The 15,693-nt window shown below is 66.1% G+C and carries 15 protein-coding genes and 1 tRNA gene; 5 read left to right on the forward strand and 11 right to left on the reverse strand.

Annotated features, from left to right (window positions below):
- Window positions 1-86: 86 nt before the first annotated feature.
- The 5 genes from ACT86A_RS23265 to ACT86A_RS23285 form a co-directional block, all read right to left on the reverse strand.
- Entirely contained in the window at window positions 87-854 is a 768-nt protein-coding gene (locus ACT86A_RS23265) for an ESX secretion-associated protein EspG (RefSeq protein ID WP_445094324.1), read from the reverse strand.
- Window positions 851-2,194: a hypothetical protein gene (locus ACT86A_RS23270; protein ID WP_445094325.1), complete on the reverse strand. Its 1,344-nt coding sequence runs from the start codon at window positions 2,192-2,194 to the stop codon at window positions 851-853. The genes ACT86A_RS23265 and ACT86A_RS23270 overlap by 4 nt, the downstream gene beginning before the upstream one ends.
- On the reverse strand, window positions 2,194-2,598 hold the full coding sequence (locus ACT86A_RS23275; protein ID WP_445094326.1) for a hypothetical protein: 405 nt from the start codon (window positions 2,596-2,598) through the stop codon (window positions 2,194-2,196). Before ACT86A_RS23275 ends, ACT86A_RS23270 begins: the two co-directional genes overlap by 1 nt.
- 46 nt (window positions 2,599-2,644) lie before the next feature.
- The gene (locus tag ACT86A_RS23280) at window positions 2,645-3,187 is read right to left on the reverse strand and encodes a DUF3558 domain-containing protein (RefSeq protein ID WP_445094327.1); all 543 of its coding nucleotides are present in this window, start codon (window positions 3,185-3,187) and stop codon (window positions 2,645-2,647) included.
- A 392-nt stretch (window positions 3,188-3,579) separates the two neighbouring features.
- The gene (locus ACT86A_RS23285) at window positions 3,580-3,849 is read right to left on the reverse strand and encodes a hypothetical protein (protein ID WP_445094328.1); all 270 of its coding nucleotides are present in this window, start codon (window positions 3,847-3,849) and stop codon (window positions 3,580-3,582) included.
- A gap of 710 nt (window positions 3,850-4,559) precedes the next feature.
- Here ACT86A_RS23285 and ACT86A_RS23290 point away from each other — a divergent pair.
- Together ACT86A_RS23290 and ACT86A_RS23295 are read left to right on the forward strand one after the other, a co-directional pair.
- Window positions 4,560-5,450: a helix-turn-helix domain-containing protein gene (locus ACT86A_RS23290; RefSeq protein ID WP_445094329.1), complete on the forward strand. Its 891-nt coding sequence runs from the start codon at window positions 4,560-4,562 to the stop codon at window positions 5,448-5,450.
- Complete coding sequence (locus ACT86A_RS23295) at window positions 5,440-5,646, forward strand: DUF397 domain-containing protein (protein ID WP_445094330.1); 207 nt, start codon at window positions 5,440-5,442, stop codon at window positions 5,644-5,646. Before ACT86A_RS23290 ends, ACT86A_RS23295 begins: the two co-directional genes overlap by 11 nt.
- Window positions 5,647-6,389: 743 nt before the next feature.
- On the opposite strand, the gene ACT86A_RS23300 is transcribed toward ACT86A_RS23295, so the two are convergent.
- Window positions 6,390-7,145, reverse strand: coding sequence for an FAD-dependent oxidoreductase (locus tag ACT86A_RS23300; protein ID WP_445094331.1), 756 nt, complete (start codon window positions 7,143-7,145; stop codon window positions 6,390-6,392).
- Between the two features lie 287 nt (window positions 7,146-7,432).
- On the opposite strand from ACT86A_RS23300, the gene ACT86A_RS23305 reads away from it, so the two are divergent.
- The gene (locus ACT86A_RS23305) at window positions 7,433-7,891 is read left to right on the forward strand and encodes a hypothetical protein (protein ID WP_445094332.1); all 459 of its coding nucleotides are present in this window, start codon (window positions 7,433-7,435) and stop codon (window positions 7,889-7,891) included.
- A gap of 8 nt (window positions 7,892-7,899) precedes the next feature.
- On the opposite strand, the gene ACT86A_RS23310 is transcribed toward ACT86A_RS23305, so the two are convergent.
- The 4 genes from ACT86A_RS23310 to ACT86A_RS23325 form a co-directional block, all read right to left on the reverse strand.
- Window positions 7,900-8,628, reverse strand: coding sequence for an SDR family NAD(P)-dependent oxidoreductase (locus ACT86A_RS23310; RefSeq protein WP_445094333.1), 729 nt, complete (start codon window positions 8,626-8,628; stop codon window positions 7,900-7,902).
- Window positions 8,629-8,854: 226 nt separating this feature from the next.
- Window positions 8,855-8,928: transfer RNA gene (locus tag ACT86A_RS23315), tRNA-Pro, on the reverse strand.
- Window positions 8,929-8,988: 60 nt separating this feature from the next.
- Window positions 8,989-9,720: a DUF8017 domain-containing protein gene (locus tag ACT86A_RS23320; protein WP_445094334.1), complete on the reverse strand. Its 732-nt coding sequence runs from the start codon at window positions 9,718-9,720 to the stop codon at window positions 8,989-8,991.
- A gap of 1,222 nt (window positions 9,721-10,942) precedes the next feature.
- The gene (locus ACT86A_RS23325) at window positions 10,943-11,905 is read right to left on the reverse strand and encodes a metallophosphoesterase (protein ID WP_445094335.1); all 963 of its coding nucleotides are present in this window, start codon (window positions 11,903-11,905) and stop codon (window positions 10,943-10,945) included.
- A gap of 133 nt (window positions 11,906-12,038) precedes the next feature.
- On the opposite strand from ACT86A_RS23325, the gene ACT86A_RS23330 reads away from it, so the two are divergent.
- The gene (locus tag ACT86A_RS23330; protein ID WP_445094336.1) at window positions 12,039-12,503 is read left to right on the forward strand and encodes a GatB/YqeY domain-containing protein; all 465 of its coding nucleotides are present in this window, start codon (window positions 12,039-12,041) and stop codon (window positions 12,501-12,503) included.
- Window positions 12,504-12,632: 129 nt separating this feature from the next.
- On the opposite strand, the gene ACT86A_RS23335 is transcribed toward ACT86A_RS23330, so the two are convergent.
- Window positions 12,633-15,002, reverse strand: a complete 2,370-nt coding sequence (locus tag ACT86A_RS23335; RefSeq protein WP_445094337.1) for a penicillin-binding protein — start codon at window positions 15,000-15,002, stop codon at window positions 12,633-12,635.
- Window positions 15,003-15,368: 366 nt separating this feature from the next.
- Here ACT86A_RS23335 and ACT86A_RS23340 point away from each other — a divergent pair, with 366 nt between their 5' ends.
- Window positions 15,369-15,692: a WhiB family transcriptional regulator gene (locus ACT86A_RS23340; protein WP_014981178.1), complete on the forward strand. Its 324-nt coding sequence runs from the start codon at window positions 15,369-15,371 to the stop codon at window positions 15,690-15,692.
- The last annotated feature ends 1 nt before the right edge of the window (window position 15,693 follow it).

Genomic DNA, 15,693 nt, shown 5'->3' on the forward strand with positions numbered 1-15,693 from the left:
CGCCACCGAATGCGGACCAGAGTCCAGGTGCCGTCCGGCGTCGGTGCGGAAGCAATCGGCTGTCAATAGGCGCAGGCGTTGGCTGATCACGACCAAGCGTCTGAGCGAACGCGGTCGGCGGTAGCGATGCGGCTTTGCAGTTGACGGAGGAGTTCATCGGCCGGGCCGGGGGCGATGCTGAAATCGTTGGGGCTGTGGCTGGACAGTAGATAGCGGCCGTCGGTGGGGTAGTCGAGCCAGATGAGGGCATGGCCGTCGTTGGTGGGGCGGGCGTCGTAGGCGGCGCCTGGGTAGACGGTGATTTCGCCGGTGCCGGCGCGGGGGCGGCGGAGGAACCGGTTGACTTCTTCGATAGGTGACAGCCGGGTGGGGTGGCGGGAGTACACCGGTTGGTCGAGGTCACTGCGTCGTGCTGTGAACGGGTAGTGGGTTCCGCCCGGGCAGCGGGGTAGTTTCGCGGCGATCTGGGCGGCCAGCATGTTCGCACCGCACTGGGTGATGATCACGTCACGGCCGTGCTCACGGTTGGGGCCGGGCAACTGCTGCGCGATGGTGGCCAGGCGGCCGGCGAGACCAGCGTGGATGCGCACCACCTGGGCGTTGTTCGGGCCGTGGAAACCGTGGATCTCGATCCGCACGCGCGGCTGCAGCAACGTGGTCAGCGCGCGGTGGAGCCGTTCATCGAAGACGTGTCCCAAGCGCTGTGCCGTGCGGGCGCGTAGCCGCTCGTAGTCGTCGCGGTGTTCGGTGAACTCCGGTCGGTAGCTCAACGGGTACGGCAGCCGGTCCCGTCCCATCGCGGACATGGCGAGGACGAACGCGAAACCGTCCAGCTGCCAGCGGTTTTCCTTCATCCGCCGATGACCCCGCCGGGCGGCAGCACGCGTGGCTGCTCGCCGAGCAGTTCGGTGGTGCGATCCTGGACGAGGTAGTCGGGGGTCTTGTGCTCCTCGTCGTCGTCCCCTTTGCCACGTGCGGCCGGCGGCATACCGAATCCGGGCATGCCCGGCCGCCCGGTCTGCGGACGGCCGGTCCCGGTTCCCGTCACACTCGGGACGGTCGGTCCGGTCGGCCTGCCGGGGATGCTCTTGCCCGGGCCGGGGGCGGCCGGCATGCCGGGGATGCTCGGTGAACCAGGGCTCGACGTGGTCAGGTGCGGTGAGCCGGGGTTCGGTGTGTTCGGGCGGCCGACCTGGTCCTCCAGATAGTTCTGCGGAACGGTCTGTGGCGTGCTGGTGTTGGCCGGATTGGTGTCGGGCTGGTTCGCGGTCTGGTTGCTGGTGTTCTGGTCGTTGGTGTTCGGCGCGGTGGAGCTGTTCGGGTCGCCGGGCTGCGGTCCGGTGGGATTTACCCCGTCCGGATTGGGGCCGGTCGGATAGTTCGAAGTGGGATTGCTCCCCGGAACCGGGCTGGCGTGGGTGGGCTGGTCACCGGAGTTGTGCACCGGGTTGTACGGCTCGGGCAGCAGCGGCGTTCGCCCGTCGACCTTCAAGACACCCGGTTGATAAACCGTGCTCATCACGTCCTGGGCATGCGCCTCGGCCTCATTCGCCCGATGCTGGGAAAGCTTCAGCACACCGTTGCCGGGGATGTGGCCCAGGAACTCGCCGAGGGCGTCCACAGTCTCGGGTGGGGCGACCGATCGTTTGGCTTGATCGAGGTAACCCTGCGTGAGGTCGATGCCGTTGGCGACCATCTGGAAGCTGACGGTCAGCTTTCTGAACTCGTCCGAATAGGTGCGCGTGGCTTCCATTGCGGAGTTGGCGGCTCTGCCGGTCCACAGTGTTTCGATGTCGGAGTCGACGCCCGCGCGGAACGCGTTGATCGCGTTCGTGGCTTGCTCGGTCAGTCGTCGCCACCCGTCGGCACCCGCGTTGATATCGCCCTGCTCGACACCTTTGACCCCGTCATGTCCGTTCAGCGCATTCCAAATCTGCTCGTGCGACCAGGTTTCGAATGCCTCCGGCGAGAGAATTTTGCTCGGCGCCGGCTGATGGTATTGCGGATCGAGTTTGCCCCACTCGTTCTCGATGATCTGCCGATCGGATCGCCAGTAATCATCGGCGTCTTTGCGCAGATTGGCATCCCGCTCATTGTTTCGATTCGACTGCGCGTACGCATCGATGACAATGCTTGCCCCCGGACCGGCGACGACGTTGATGACGCCCTTGGCGACATCCAGCGAATTGACCATCAGCGCACTTCTTCCGTCACGGTGGTCATCCGGCCGGCGGCCGCCGCATCGGTGGACTGGAGCTTGCCGATCGCGGCGGCGTAGGTGTCGTGCATCAACTGGACGACTTCGATGTGCTGTTGAAGGCGGGCGACGGCGGAGTCATTCGGATCATGCGAGTCACCACCAGCGGCCTTCTTCTCGAACTTGGCCTGGATCGTTTTGGCGGAAGGAAGATCGCCGTAACCTGACAGGTGATCGAGCCGTTGTGCCTGACTCTTCAGTGCCATTAGTTCTCCGAGGAATGTTTCGCAACGTCTGCGCAGTGCTTCGCCGATGCCTTCCTCCATCCGGAACTCACCGGAGTCAGCCTGTTGCTTGAGTTGCTGCCACCGGCGCATCTCGCCCTGAATTTCATCGGCCATGGTTTCTCCCTCGCGCGGGCCGGAAATCGACTGCCAATGGCACCAGCTACTTTGGTAGGCCGGGCTCGAGTTCCTGAGCATGTTTTACAGCCAACTCGCAAATATCCGGCTTTTGGGTCCTGCTCTCCCACCCAACGGCAACCTCGAACATGCCTTGTCGCGCTGGGAAGCTCGCGTAACAGCTGTCGCCCTGTTTATCGGACTTGTCCTGGGTAATCACGCCGTTACGCGGACCGATCGTGACCTCCCGGAGGATGGTCACCTTGCCGTTCGTCCGAGCCTCGTCGATCGTGTGACTGGTTGACATGACGTCGACTCTGTACTGGTGTGCCGACGGATACCAGCCGCAGACCCGCCACGACGAGGGCCCTTCAGGCGGGTCGGTAATGACGCGTTTCGTGGCCGGGTCCAGCCCCGCAGCTCGCAGAACGTCGTCGCTGAGTTGTGTGCATGGGTTGAATATCGGGATATCTTCTGCTGCTTTGCTGCTGGTCGTGGCGGTCCCGTCCACGCCGGACCCGCAGCCTGTGGCGAGTGCCAGCACGGCGGCACCACCGAGGACGGTGCGTATGACGTCGGCGGTGCGCATAGCTCTCCCTGGCTTCGGCGTCGGATTTCCCCGTGACAACTATATGACGCGGCGAACCCTGTCTTGGTTCCGTCCGATCCGGCATCGCAGCCCCGTACCGGCAGTCGCCGTACATCTGCTCGGTATCGGACAGGATCCGAGCAGGTGCGCGGACCTCGCGGGTGTGCCGTGCGCTCAAGGCTGTAGAAAGAGCCCTTCGCATGGAAGGCGAGGTAGATCTGTTGGGTCGCCCGCGATTACGGTTACTGCGTCGGCGTGGTGGCGGGCCTGATGGTCTTGGATGAACCGGAGTGCGGCGGTCAGGCACGCGGCGAAGTCGAACCGGGCGCCGTGCAGGAAGACGCTGAGGTGTACGTCTGGTTCCTCGGGCAGCGGGGAACCGTTCGCGGAGGTCACTGCTCGCCACTCCATCGCGCCGCCTCCGTGTCGATGATCCGGTCCGGCAGGTCGGCGCGGTCGTCTTCCACGTGAACGCCGCTCCATGGACAATGTCCACCATCGGTTCGCTCGTGGTCGGCGAGCTTTCCGTCGGTGAGTGGCACCCAGGTCGCGCAGAACCGCGACGGGCAGGCGACCTCGATCAGTGTGTTGGTGCGTGGATCGAACTTGCCGAAGCCGCAGTGCGACCACATGATCCACGGTCCGCACGCACGATCACCCATGGGCCACCATCCGGCGTCGTCCCGGACCGGCGCATACCCGGATCGCCGCGAGTACGACCAGCCCTGATGGCCGGTATATGCAACGCGGTGGTCGTACCCACTGCCGGAACGACGCACCGTGATCTGCGGGTGAGGGAAGCGCGATGGTGCCACCTTCGCGTACAACCGAAACGTTCAAGCGGAACAGCTCTGCGAAGACACCGACCTCGTCCGGTATGTCCGGACGAATGAGATAGGACCACCTGCCGGAACGGGGATGGGCGAGGACGGCTCCGAGTGTTTCTGCTCGGCAACGCATTTCGTGTTCTACCGCCTGGCCCAGACGGGCGGGCATCATCAACGCCCACACGTGTCTGGCGGGCATGATGATGCGCCCCAGCTGCGGAGGGTCTATCACCGCAGGCAGGTCGCACACCCGCCGGTAGAAGTAGCACCGGGCCTCTGGTGTATCGCCAAAAGGTATGTGGTCCAAGTTTTCTTCCCTGCGCACTCGTAGCTGAAGGTCCGCCCGTCTTCGAAAGAACGCTGATGCGAGGCAGTAGAGATTTTCAACGGGCGCTGAGTCAGGACACCACGGCGCTTCATACCTGCACTACACCTGGATGAACATTCAAAACAATCCGCTCAAAACCCCACGAACAACCCCGGATTGGGAGCATGATGGGTTCAGAATCGCGGTCTTACACATTCAGAACCGAGGGGGTATTCGGGTGTCCGAGGATGGATCGCCAACGCTGCTGCGTCGCCAATTGGGGCGATTTCTGCGCGAGCGACGGGAAGCGAGCGGGCTGACCATCGCCCTTGCGGCGCAGGAAGTTCAGCTGAGCCCGGCAGCACTACAACGACTCGAGACTGGACGTCCGCAAAAGCTACGCAAACAAGATGTGCGGGCACTGTGCGAGCTGTACGAGGTAGACCCGGACGAGTTGGAAAAGGCTGTCGATCTCGCCGTGCAGGCTGCGCGGAACCCTGAGGTGACCGCCCTGGGCGGGTTGTTCTCCAATGCGTTCAACATGTACGTAGGGATGGAACAATCGGCGCGCACGCTCGTGACCTATCAGGAGCAGATTCCTGGACTGCTGCAAACCGCAGACTACGCGAAAGCGACATTCCGTGCCTTTCCGGGCTACAACAGCTCAGACGACATCGAGCGGCGAGTGGCGGTCCGCCTGAGGCGGCAGGCGATGGTCACGCGGAAGTCCAACCCGCTTGCTGTCGAGGTCCTTCTGCATCAATCCGCACTACACCGTGTCATGGGTGGGCCGCGAGTGATGTCACCGCAGCTCATGCATCTTGCCGAGGTCGGCAAGTTACCGAACGTGACGCTGCGTGTACATCCCTACTCGGCCGGGATGACCTGGGGCTTCTTGCACGGCCCATTTGTGATCTTGGATTTCGGATCCGACCGCAAGGGCAAGCAGGTCGAGCCGCCCGTTGTATATGTCGAAGGGCGGGTGAGCAGCGATCTGTATGTCGAGAAGCCTGACGAGGTCCAGCGCTACCATGAACTCGCTGACGCCATCCGGGTAGATGCCCTGGACGAGACAAGAACGCGAGACCTGCTTCGCCAGGCTGCAAGGGAGTATGAGCGTGAACGTTGACCTAACTGGGGCACGCTGGTTCAAGAGCAGCCGCAGCGAGAGCGGCTCCCAGTGCGTGGAGGTCGCGTTTCTCGACGCAGGCGTGATCGGAGTACGCGACTCCAAGAACCCCACCGGCCCGGCGCTGGTATTCACCCCTGGCGAGTGGGATGCCTTCACGGCAAGCCTCGTGGACGGCGCGTTCAACCGTAAGTAGCGATAGCCGAAAAGGTCCTGCCCTCAGTGGTTTCGAGGGCGGGACTCGTTCATCGGTGGACGGGGTACCGTCGCCTGGCGCAATTTCGGCACCGGTGGCATCGGGTCGGTAGGTCGACGTGTGGACCCTTTCGCCGGCCGGGGGTTTTGTTACTGGCACGCGAGGAATCGGCGGCCCCGGAAAAGGGCAACGCCGTCAGGTCGCGAGACCTGACGGCGCTGAGTTGCCGGACGCCGCGTCAGCGTCACGATTTGGGGTCGACGTCCCACAAGCGCCTCTCGGCGGGTGGTCGCTCGAAGCGACGAAAAGGGTGCGGCCCGGGGCTGTCCGGACGCCGACAGGGATCTTCAACGACACCTCGTCGGAACCTATTCCGCCCTGTTTCTGTGATGCGCGCCACTGATCGGATGCCCGGGGCGAATACCGGCGCCCGGCGCGACGATGACGCACCGACAGGCACCCGCGGCTGCGACGCCGCTGACGGCGCATCCGCTCGAAACGGGATAACTACGACGGTTGTAGTAAACCTGGCCGGGTAGGCGGCCAGGTTTCGTCAGTTCAGCAGGCCCCACCAGTAGAGCAGGCTGGCCAGAATCCAGACCACCACGGTCTCCATCGTCGCTTCCAATCTCCTTGGCGCACTCGGTCTCCATCATCCCGCGAACCCGGCGGTGCCGGAGGACCTTGCCGCGTCACCACTTGGTAACGCTCCTCTACCTGCGGTTTCGCCTTGCAAGTTGTTTTTAAGGGTGCGCCAAGCCCGCGCCTGCATTGTTGTTCTCGTGGGGGTGCAAGCCACCACCGGGAACCGGGGAACGGCCTGTCTCGAGGGGTGACAGGTCGGACTTCGGGGGTGGTGTCCGCCGGGCCGGTCTACGAGGGGTGGCCGGCTCGGTGGACATGGGTGCGGAGTGGTCGTTCGCGCCGGCTCTTCCTGGAGCTGACTGCAACGAGATGGTCGTTGTGGCTGCCGAAGGTAACCAGGGGTGTGCGGCACCGAACCCGACCTGGGCGACGGCCAGGTCGCTCTGCCGTCGGTCCAGCCGACGGAAGGTCATGTCGACGCCCGCGTGGTCTTGCTCGATCGCGGTGATCCATTCGCCGTAGCGGTAGTCGCCGCAACCTTCAGCGGCGAGCAGGTCGAGCAGAATCCGATTGAGATCGCCTCGGGTGATTTCGATTTCGGCAACCGCGCCCCTGCCGTCGAAGTACTCGCTCGGCATGCGCAGAATCTCGCGGCCCGCGTCGTCGACGTACTTCATGCCGCGCTCGTCGAGCTGGAAGTCGCGAATACCCGGCATCATCCCCATCCGTTCGGCCACTTCGCGGCTCGGTCCGCGCAGGTCGACGGCCTGTCCGCCGGGCCGCGGCGCCGCGGCCCGCTCCACGACGGTGACCCGGATGCCGGACCGGAGCAGTTGCGGCGCAACGGCATTGCCGCTGATGCCGCCACCGGCGACGAGCACGCGAAGCTGGCTGGTTACGGACTTGGTGCTCATGATTTCCTCGATTCCCGCCTCGTCGATCAAATGTCTCAGACGTATGTCTGACATGAGGTTAGGACGTTTGTCTAGAACAAATGTATAAATCTGCGCAGGGCGCCGATTCCGCAGGGGCGAGAATGCGATCACCGGCCACTCTTCGACGGTCTGCAGCGCGGAGGCGATCAACCTGGCGGGCTCTGCGCCGGGGCGAGCAGCCTGTGTTCGACAGGGGCGAAACAGAATCCGGCGCCGGGCCGACAGAGTTGTCGGGTCGGTCAGCGAATTCACTAAGGAGAGATGGCATGAAGCGCAGCACAAGGTTCGCCGGAGCACTTGCCGCCGCGGCCGTAGCGCCGCTCATCGCGGCCGGAAACGCCCACGCCGACGCGGGCACGGTCTATTTTTCGGCCGGCAGCACGAACTGCGCGATCTTCGCTGACGGGTCCGTCGGCTGCGACTTCGGCTCTCCGCTGCACCTGAGCTACTACGTGGGCAACACCTACGTGCCGGTGCCGGTAACGGTGAACGAGATAGTGATCGACCAGCCCTGGCTGCCCGCGCACCCCACCTTCGACCCGGGCACGCCGTACACGCTGCCCGGCGGCAATCCCCGCATCTACGACGTGCAGACCGGCTCGGGACAGTGGGGTCCGAGCATCGAGCACGCGGGCTCGACGTGCGCGGTGGGATTCCACGGGAGCTTCACCTGCCAGGCGAAGGGGCGTGGATTCAGTTCCTACGGTGGGAACGTCGTCGGGTAGCCGACCGGCTACGCCCCCGGCTGCGCCGCTGGGCCCAGCCGGATGGCTTGCGCGGTCACCGTGCTCGCGGCGGCACCGGCGAGGTAAGCCACCACTGCGGGGGGCTCGGCCGGATTCATCGCGGCGAGTGCGGTGGTGAGTTCCGCGTGGTCAGTGGTGCCGACGCCATGGCTGATGGTGTTGACGGTGATCCGCCGCGGCGCGAACTCCGGCGCTACGGCCTTGCCGAGTTGCTCGACCGCACCCCGGGTCGCGTCGTAGACCGCGCCACCCGGGGTCGCGGAGTCGCAGACGGTGATGATCCGGCCGTCCTCTGCGAGGTGCTGCGAGGCCAGTTGCATCCCGTTGAACACGCCCCGCACCGCGGCGGCGAAGCCGAGATCGAATGCCTCGGGACCGATCTGCGCGAACGGCACGGCCTCGGGAACCGCCGCCGTGTGGACCAGCAGGTCCCACCTACCGCAGTCCTCCAGCAGCACCTCCACCAGTTCCTGGTACTCGGCGCGGTCGGCGACGTCCGCGGCGAGCCCCAGTGCGGCACCACCCGCGCCGGTGATCTCCTTGACCACGTCCGCCGCCCACTCCGGAATGTGCGGATGGTGAACCACTATCTGTGCCCCTTGCGCGGCAAGCGTTTTCGCGATCGTCTTGCCGATCCCGGTATGTGCCTCGGTGACCAGCGCGGTCTTCCCGGCCAGCGGTTTGTCTGCGCGCGCTCCATCGACAGGCTCGCTCATTTGCCCCCCTTTTTCGTAGATTGCGAGAGTATAGGTTCAGCGATCGTAATTCCCGCACACCACCCGACAACACGTTAGTAGGCAGCGCCCGATCATCGTGTCGGACTCATCCGCTGTGCTGAGTGTTCGATGGTCCTGGGCGTGGGAATCGTCGCAAGACCCACAACGGAGAAGGCCCCCGACCAGGTGTACTGGTCAGGGGCCTTCCCGTCGTCTCAACCACGAGTCGGGGTGACAGGATTTGAACCTGCGACCTCTTCGTCCCGAACGAAGCGCGCTACCAAGCTGCGCCACACCCCGTGAATCGAACCTGCAGTAGCTTACAACAGTGCGGGGCGAGACGTTAAACCGGCAGGTCAGTCAGCTTTCGACCGGCCGAATGCTGGCGCAGATCCGCTTGGCGGTCGCGGCGTCGAGAGCGCGGGGGACGCCGGTGTCGGCGACGATCACCATGACGAAGGTTCCGCTGTCGGAGGGAAAGGCGGCCGTATAGATGGAGTACGCCGTCGCACAGCCCGGCTTGGCCGTGGCGACGGTGCCTGTGGTCTCCACGAACGCGCCGTGCTGGGACCCGTCCGACGACGCCAACGGCACAGGCGCGCGGGGTCGGCCGCCCGGGGTGCCCTGGTAGGCGAGCGCGGCCGTCCTGGTGCCGAGTTCGGTTGCCGCGGTGGCCGGATCAGCGGTGTCCGAGCCGGTGAGGAAGGCGACTGTCCGGGTGGAGCCGGGGCAGTAGCCCTTGCCTTCGCTGGCATAGCCTTTGCCCGCGACGGCGTTGGGCGGATGGCCGAACCCGCCGATGGTGCCCGCAGAGGCGACGGTCCAGTCGGCCGGCACGTCGTAGGCGGCACCGTTGTCGGGTGCCGCGACCACCTGATAGCCGGGGATGACCGGGGTTTTGTCGCTTGCCCGGCCCGTAGTCGTCGTCGGCGCCGTCTTGGTGGCCGGTGCGGGCGAGCCGGAAGTAGTGAGCGCGCTCACCAGCGAGGGCGAACTGCCCTGGGCGGAATCGTTCGATCCACTCTTGGTCAGCACCACGGCGCCCGCCGCGACACCCGCGACCAGCAGCACGACCAGGCCGACCAGGAGCACGGCCTTTCCGCGGGACGTGGCGGATCGGCCGCTCCCGCTCGGGAGGTAAGGCGGAGGTCCGCCCGGACCGTATCCGGGCTGATACTGCTCGGGTGGGGGAGTGCCGTAAGGTCCCGGCCCGCCCGCCGGTTGCCACTGGTAGGTCTGCGCTGGTTGTACGAAACGGTCGGTGGTCGGGTACGGGGGCAAAACCGTGCCGTCACCCTCTCCCGAATGGGGTTGCGGTCTGCTGACGGCGAGGGGTTGGTCGAATGCACCCAGTGGTCGGGCAAACATGGCCGGATCGGCTTGTCCGGTGGTTCCGAAACCTGATTCGGGGTGCGGCTGCCCAGATGCCGGGGGCACACCGAGGGATCGGGCCAACATGGTCGGATCGTCGTGGCCCCGCTGGGCGTGCGGGTGCCCGCCACCCCGCGACGGGGCGTTCCTGGTGGAATCAGCCGCGTTGGGCGCCCAAGTGCTACTTCCCGGCGTGACCGGACCACCCTGCGCGCCAGGTTGCCACTGGAGGGTGGGATCGGGTTGCCCGGGTTGCCACTGGAGGGTGGGATCGGGTTGCCCATACGGTTGCCACTGCAAGGTGGGGTCGGGGTAGGCCATCGTCTGGTCCGCGCGGGATGATCGGTCCGCGCTGCCGTCGACAGCCGGCTGCCGGGGATAAGACGGTGCGCCTGCTTCCCTCGCAGCTGCCGGTTGCCACTGCAACGTCGGCGGATACTCCGGCTGCCCGTCGATGCCCGGTGGCCGCTGCTGCGAATCATGATCGGCCGTCTGCTCGTTCGAGCTACGCCGCCAAGGCGTGCCGGTGGATCGTGCCGGTTCGCTCACCCGGGTTGGGTCGGCGCCGCCCGACGGCCACTGCGAAAATGGACGCGGTGCTTCGGATGGCGTGACCGGATCCGCTCCAGCGGCCGGACGCCACGCGGCACCGGCATCGTGACGCGCCGGGTCAGGGGCGAACTGTGGTTGCCGAGGAGCCTGTGGTGTGGCGGAGCGTCCCAGAACCGTAGGGTCGTCGCGCCGGTCGTCGGATCCACTCACCACTGCGCCTCACTGGCACTGCGGTCCGTCGTGCGTGAGGACACGCCGCGTGTCCGGTTCACGCGTCGACACTCGCCCATGACTGCGCCTCGCAGGCGCGTAATTTCCTCGCTCGCGGCCGCGTGCGGATTTCTGTTCACTTGCTTCGTCCCCTACCTGACTCACGTCTCGGCAGGGGACCTTAGCGGGCGACGGCCTCCGACGCCGACACTCCCTGGCCTGTGTCGGCCCCCGGCCGTTTCGGCGGCGCGGCGACCAGCGTCAACAAGGTCGCTTCGGGACGGCAGCAGAATCGGTACGGCGCCCATGGCGAGGTGCCGACGCCCGCGGAGACGTGCAGTTGGGTGCGCTCGCCCCACTTCGACGGGCCCTTCACCCGGGACCGATCGATTCCGCAGTTGGTGACCAGCGCACCGTAGCCGGGCAGGCACAGCTGGCCGCCATGGGTGTGTCCGGCCAGGACCAGGTCGTATCCGTCTTCGGCGAAGCGGTCCAGTACCCGCGGTTCAGGTGAGTGGGTGAGACCGATGCGCAGGTCGGCCATCGGGTTCGGGGCGCCCGCGATGGTGTCGTAGCGGTCGCGCTGCAGGTGTGGGTCGTCCACGCCGGCGGTGGCGATCCGGATACCGGCGACTTCGAGGTCGCGGCGCACATGCGTCAGGTCGAGCCAGCCGCGCTCGGTGAAGGCCGCGCGCAGGTCCTTCCAGGGCAGCGGCGCGCCGAAGGTGCGGCGGTGGTCGCGCTTGAAGTATTTCAGCGGGTTCTTTGCCACCGGTGCGAAGTAGTCGTTGCTGCCGAAAACGAAAAGGCCCGGGCGGGAAAGCAATCCGCCGAGCGCCTGGACCACCGCGGGAACCGACTTCTGGTGCGACAGATTGTCACCGGTGTTGACCACCAGATCGGGTTCCAGCCGGTCCAGCTCCCGCAACCACTGCTGCTTGAGCTTCTGACCCGGCATCATGTGCAGATCACTGAGGTGCAGCACCCGCAGCGACGACGACCCCGGCGCCAGCACCGGCATGGTTGCCTCCCGCAGGATGAAGGCATTGCGTTCGACCAGCGAGGCGTAGCCGATTCCGGCTACCGCGGCCCCGGCGGCTCCGAGCGCGGTCGTGCGTACAGCAGAGGTCGAGATCACGGGCATTTGCCCAGCATAGGTGACCCCGCTCGGGAGCGCCGAGTGTGCTTCGGCACAAGCGCCGGTTCCCGGGCCGGGAAATCGGACGCCGAGGCAAATGTAGTGTGACCGTCGCGCCGGACCCGCTACCGTGAGCGGCATGTCGGAACTCAAATCGCAGCTGCGTGCGGACCTGACCGCCGCGATGAAAGCCAAGGACACGCTGCGCCTTTCCACCTTGCGTATGCTGCTGTCGGCGATCCAGACCGTCGAGGTCGCCGGCAGCGAGGCGCGGGAGCTCACCGACAGCGAGGTCGTCGCCGTGCTGCAGAAGGAATCGAAGAAGCGCAACGAATCGGCCGAGGTCTACACGCAGGCCGGGCGCGGCGAGCTGGCGGCGAACGAGCACGCCGAGGCACGCATCATCGACGAGTACCTGCCGACCCAGCTGACCGACGCCGAGGTCGCCGATCTCGCCGATACCGCTATCGCGCAGGTTGCCGAGGAAATCGGCGAGCGGCCGGGCATGCGGCAGATGGGCCAGGTCATGAAGATCGCCACTGGGTTGGCGGCGGGCAAAGCCGACGGTTCGCGCATCTCGGCCGCGGTGAAGGCGCGGCTGTAGCCCCGAATCCCGGCAGGCCCGGAGGCGGTAGCTTGCGTGGCCACGGCGGGGCCGGGCGCGGCGCATATCAGATGCGGCGCATATCAGATACAGAAAGGGGCCGCGAGGTTCGCGGCCCCTTTCGTGTGCTCAGCGGGGGAGTGGGATCGGGATGGGAATGGGTGGCAGCCGCGGTAGTGGCGGCAGCCCCGGCGCTCCGGGCGGCGGTGGCGGCGGACCCGGCGGTGGTGCGGCGCGCACAGTGCCGTCACTGATGTAGAGCGTGATCACCGAACCGGGGATCGCGGAACCGTTCGGCGCGGTCCCCATCACGGTGCCCTTGGGCCGGTCACCGGCGCCGGTCACCGGCGACACCTGGAAGCCTGCCGCCACCAGCGCGGCGGTGGCCTCGGACTGGGTCTTGCCGACGACGTCGGGCACCTGGGCGTTGTTGGCGCCGCGCACGTATTTGTCATCGAGCGGTGGCAGTGCCGGCGGCGGGAACAGCGGTACCACCGGTTTGATGGCGTTGAACCAGGTGCGCGCCGGTTCGTTACCGCCGAACAGGTTGCCGTCGCCGCAGTTGCGCAGCGGGAACGAGCAGATCTCACCGGGCGTCGGACTGTCGCCGTAGACGTATGCCGCGGCGGCCAGCGCGTTGGTGAAACCGAGGAAAGCCGAGGAGCGGTGGCTCTCGGTGGTGCCGGTCTTGCCGGACAACGGGAAGTTCCAGCCCGTCGAGGCGGCCGCTCCCGCCGCGGTGCCCGAGATGTCGTCCTTGCTCATCGCGTTGGCGAGGGTGTTCGCCAAGCCCGGCTCGACGACCTGCTCGCACGCCTGCTGGGTCAGCGGCACCTGCTTGCCCTGGCGGTCGATGACCTCCTTGATCGGGTTCGGCGGGCACCACCGGCCGCCGGAACCCAGCGTCGCGGCGACGTTGGACAGCTCGAGCGGGTTGATCGCGACCGGGCCGAGGGTGAACGAGCCGAGGTTCTGGTCCTTGATCATGTCGGCCAGGCTCTGATTGCCGTGACCTGAGGAGCCCGGTTCGGTGTAGGAGCGCATGCCCAGCCGGATCGCCATGTCGACGGTCGGGGTGACGCCCACGGCCTGGATCAGCTTGACGAACGCGGTGTTCGGCGATGTGGCCAGCGCTTCGGTCACCGACATGGGCGACTTGTACTTGCCCGCGTTCTCGACGCAGTAGGTGGCGGGCGGGCAGCCGCGCGCGCCGCCGTTACCCATGCCTTTGGCCTCGAAGCGGCCCGGCACGTCCAGTTCGGCGCTGATGCCGAGGCCCTTCTCCATGGCCGCGGCGGTGGTGAAGAGCTTGAAGATCGAGCCGGCGCCGTCGCCGGCCATCGCGTACGGCTGCGGCTGCACGGTCTCGTTCGCGTCCCGGTTCAGCCCGTAGGTGCGACTGCTGGCCATGGCGACCACCGGATGCGAATCCTGTCCCGGCGCGACCACGGACATGACCTCGGCGATGTTGTCGAGGTTCGGGTTCGCCGCCTCGGTCACCGACCGCTTGACCGAATCCTGCACGGCGGGATCGAGGGTGGTCCTGATCAGGTAGCCGCCCTTGTCGATCTGCTCGCGGCTGATGCCGGCGTTGGCCAGATACTGCAGCGCGTAGTCGCAGAAGAAGCCACGATCGTTGGCCGCGATGCAGCCGCGCGGCAGCCCCTTGGGTTCCGGCAGCACGCCCAGCGGCTTGGTCTTGGCCTCGCGGAACTCGTCGGCGCGGCTGGGGATGTTCTGGATCATGGTGTCCAGCACCGTGTTGCGCCGGGCCAGCACGCCCGCGGTGTTGGTGTACGGGTTCAGTTTCGACGAGCTCTGCACCATGCCCGCCAGCATCGCGGCCTGCGACACGTTCAGGTCGGCCGCGTCGACGCCGAAGTAGGTCTTCGCGGCGTCCTGGATGCCGTAGGAGGAGTTACCGAACGGGACGAGGTTGAGGTATCGGGTGAGGATCTCGTCTTTGGTCAGCTCGCGGTCCAGCGTCAGCGCCATCCGGATCTCCCGGATCTTGCGCGCAGGCGTGGTCTCGATGGCGGCGCGTCGCTCGGCGTCGGTCTTGGCGACCACGAGCAGCTGGAAGTTCTTCACATATTGCTGATCCAGTGTCGACGCGCCCTGCTGCACCTCGCCGCTGGTGGTATTGGTGAGGAACGCGCGCAGCGTGCCCTGCCAGTCGACGCCCTCGTGTTCGGCGAAGCGCCGGTCCTCGATGGACACGATCGCCAGCTTCATGTCGTTGGAGATCCGGTCGCTGGGCACCTCGAAGCGGCGTTGCTCGTACAGCCAGGCGATGGGATTGCCCGCCGCGTCGACCATGGTCGAGACCGCGGGCACCGTCCCCTCGACCAGTTCGGACGAGACGTTGTCGACGGCGTCGGCGGCGCGATTGGAGACGAATCCGAAGCCACCGGCGAGCGGGAACAACAACCCCGCGACGAGCACGGCGGCCAGCACGCAACTGCCGGCCAGCCGCGCGAGCGTATGTGTGATCGGCACGGAACAAGATTACGGGTTGGGATTCGAGTATTCCTGGCGGCATTTGATCGGCGCTCGGAACTGCTTGTTCTCGAGCCGGAATGGGCGTGTCGCGAGATCGCGTGCGGCGTGTCGGACGACGGCGTGCGCGCAATCTGCCTGACCGTCCGGTGTGCGTCCGATTTTGCAGGGACGGACGTACCAAAAAATCTCGGGACGGTCTTGCGCAAGCGCCGTACCTTTACCTAGATTGAGAACCCAGTGTGATAGAGCTAACACTCAAAGTGGAATGTGGTGCACTCCGCAGCGGGGATTGGGTGCTGCGCGGTGGCAACGCGATTCTGGAGCGCCGTTGACCGGTGTTCGGACTGCAAAGGGGCACACCAAATGCACATGACAACCCCCATCGCTCGATTGGACGTAGAGCAGGCCGAAGCAAGGATCGCCTGGGTAGCCCAGGCTCGATGCAAGGAAGTGGATCCCGATCAGTTGTTCGTCCGCGGCGCGGCGCAGCGCAAAGCGGCGACGATCTGCAGGCACTGCCCGGTGCTCATGCAGTGTGGTGCCGATGCGCTCGACAATCGCGTCGAGTTCGGCGTATGGGGCGGCATGACCGAACGCCAGCGCCGCGCCCTGTTGAAACAGCACCCGGAAGTAACCTCTTGGGCCGATTTCTTCCAGGCCCAGCGCCAGCATCAAGTAGCGATGTAGT

The organism is Nocardia glycosmidis, assembly GCF_052545115.1.

Excerpts from the sequence above, each read along its gene's own strand:
- ACT86A_RS23265 (WP_445094324.1), bottom strand. The coding sequence starts at position 854 with ATGAAGGAAAACCGCTGGCAGCTGGACGGTTTCGCGTTCGTCCTCGCC.
- ACT86A_RS23270 (WP_445094325.1), bottom strand. The coding sequence starts at position 2,194 with ATGGTCAATTCGCTGGATGTCGCCAAGGGCGTCATCAACGTCGTCGCC.
- ACT86A_RS23275 (WP_445094326.1), bottom strand. The coding sequence starts at position 2,598 with ATGGCCGATGAAATTCAGGGCGAGATGCGCCGGTGGCAGCAACTCAAG.
- ACT86A_RS23280 (WP_445094327.1), bottom strand. The coding sequence starts at position 3,187 with ATGCGCACCGCCGACGTCATACGCACCGTCCTCGGTGGTGCCGCCGTG.
- ACT86A_RS23285 (WP_445094328.1), bottom strand. The coding sequence starts at position 3,849 with ATGGGTGATCGTGCGTGCGGACCGTGGATCATGTGGTCGCACTGCGGC.
- ACT86A_RS23300 (WP_445094331.1), bottom strand. The coding sequence starts at position 7,145 with ATGAGCACCAAGTCCGTAACCAGCCAGCTTCGCGTGCTCGTCGCCGGT.
- ACT86A_RS23305 (WP_445094332.1), top strand. The coding sequence starts at position 7,433 with ATGAAGCGCAGCACAAGGTTCGCCGGAGCACTTGCCGCCGCGGCCGTA.
- ACT86A_RS23310 (WP_445094333.1), bottom strand. The coding sequence starts at position 8,628 with ATGAGCGAGCCTGTCGATGGAGCGCGCGCAGACAAACCGCTGGCCGGG.
- ACT86A_RS23325 (WP_445094335.1), bottom strand. The coding sequence starts at position 11,905 with ATGCCCGTGATCTCGACCTCTGCTGTACGCACGACCGCGCTCGGAGCC.
- ACT86A_RS23330 (WP_445094336.1), top strand. The coding sequence starts at position 12,039 with ATGTCGGAACTCAAATCGCAGCTGCGTGCGGACCTGACCGCCGCGATG.
- ACT86A_RS23340 (WP_014981178.1), top strand. The coding sequence starts at position 15,369 with ATGCACATGACAACCCCCATCGCTCGATTGGACGTAGAGCAGGCCGAA.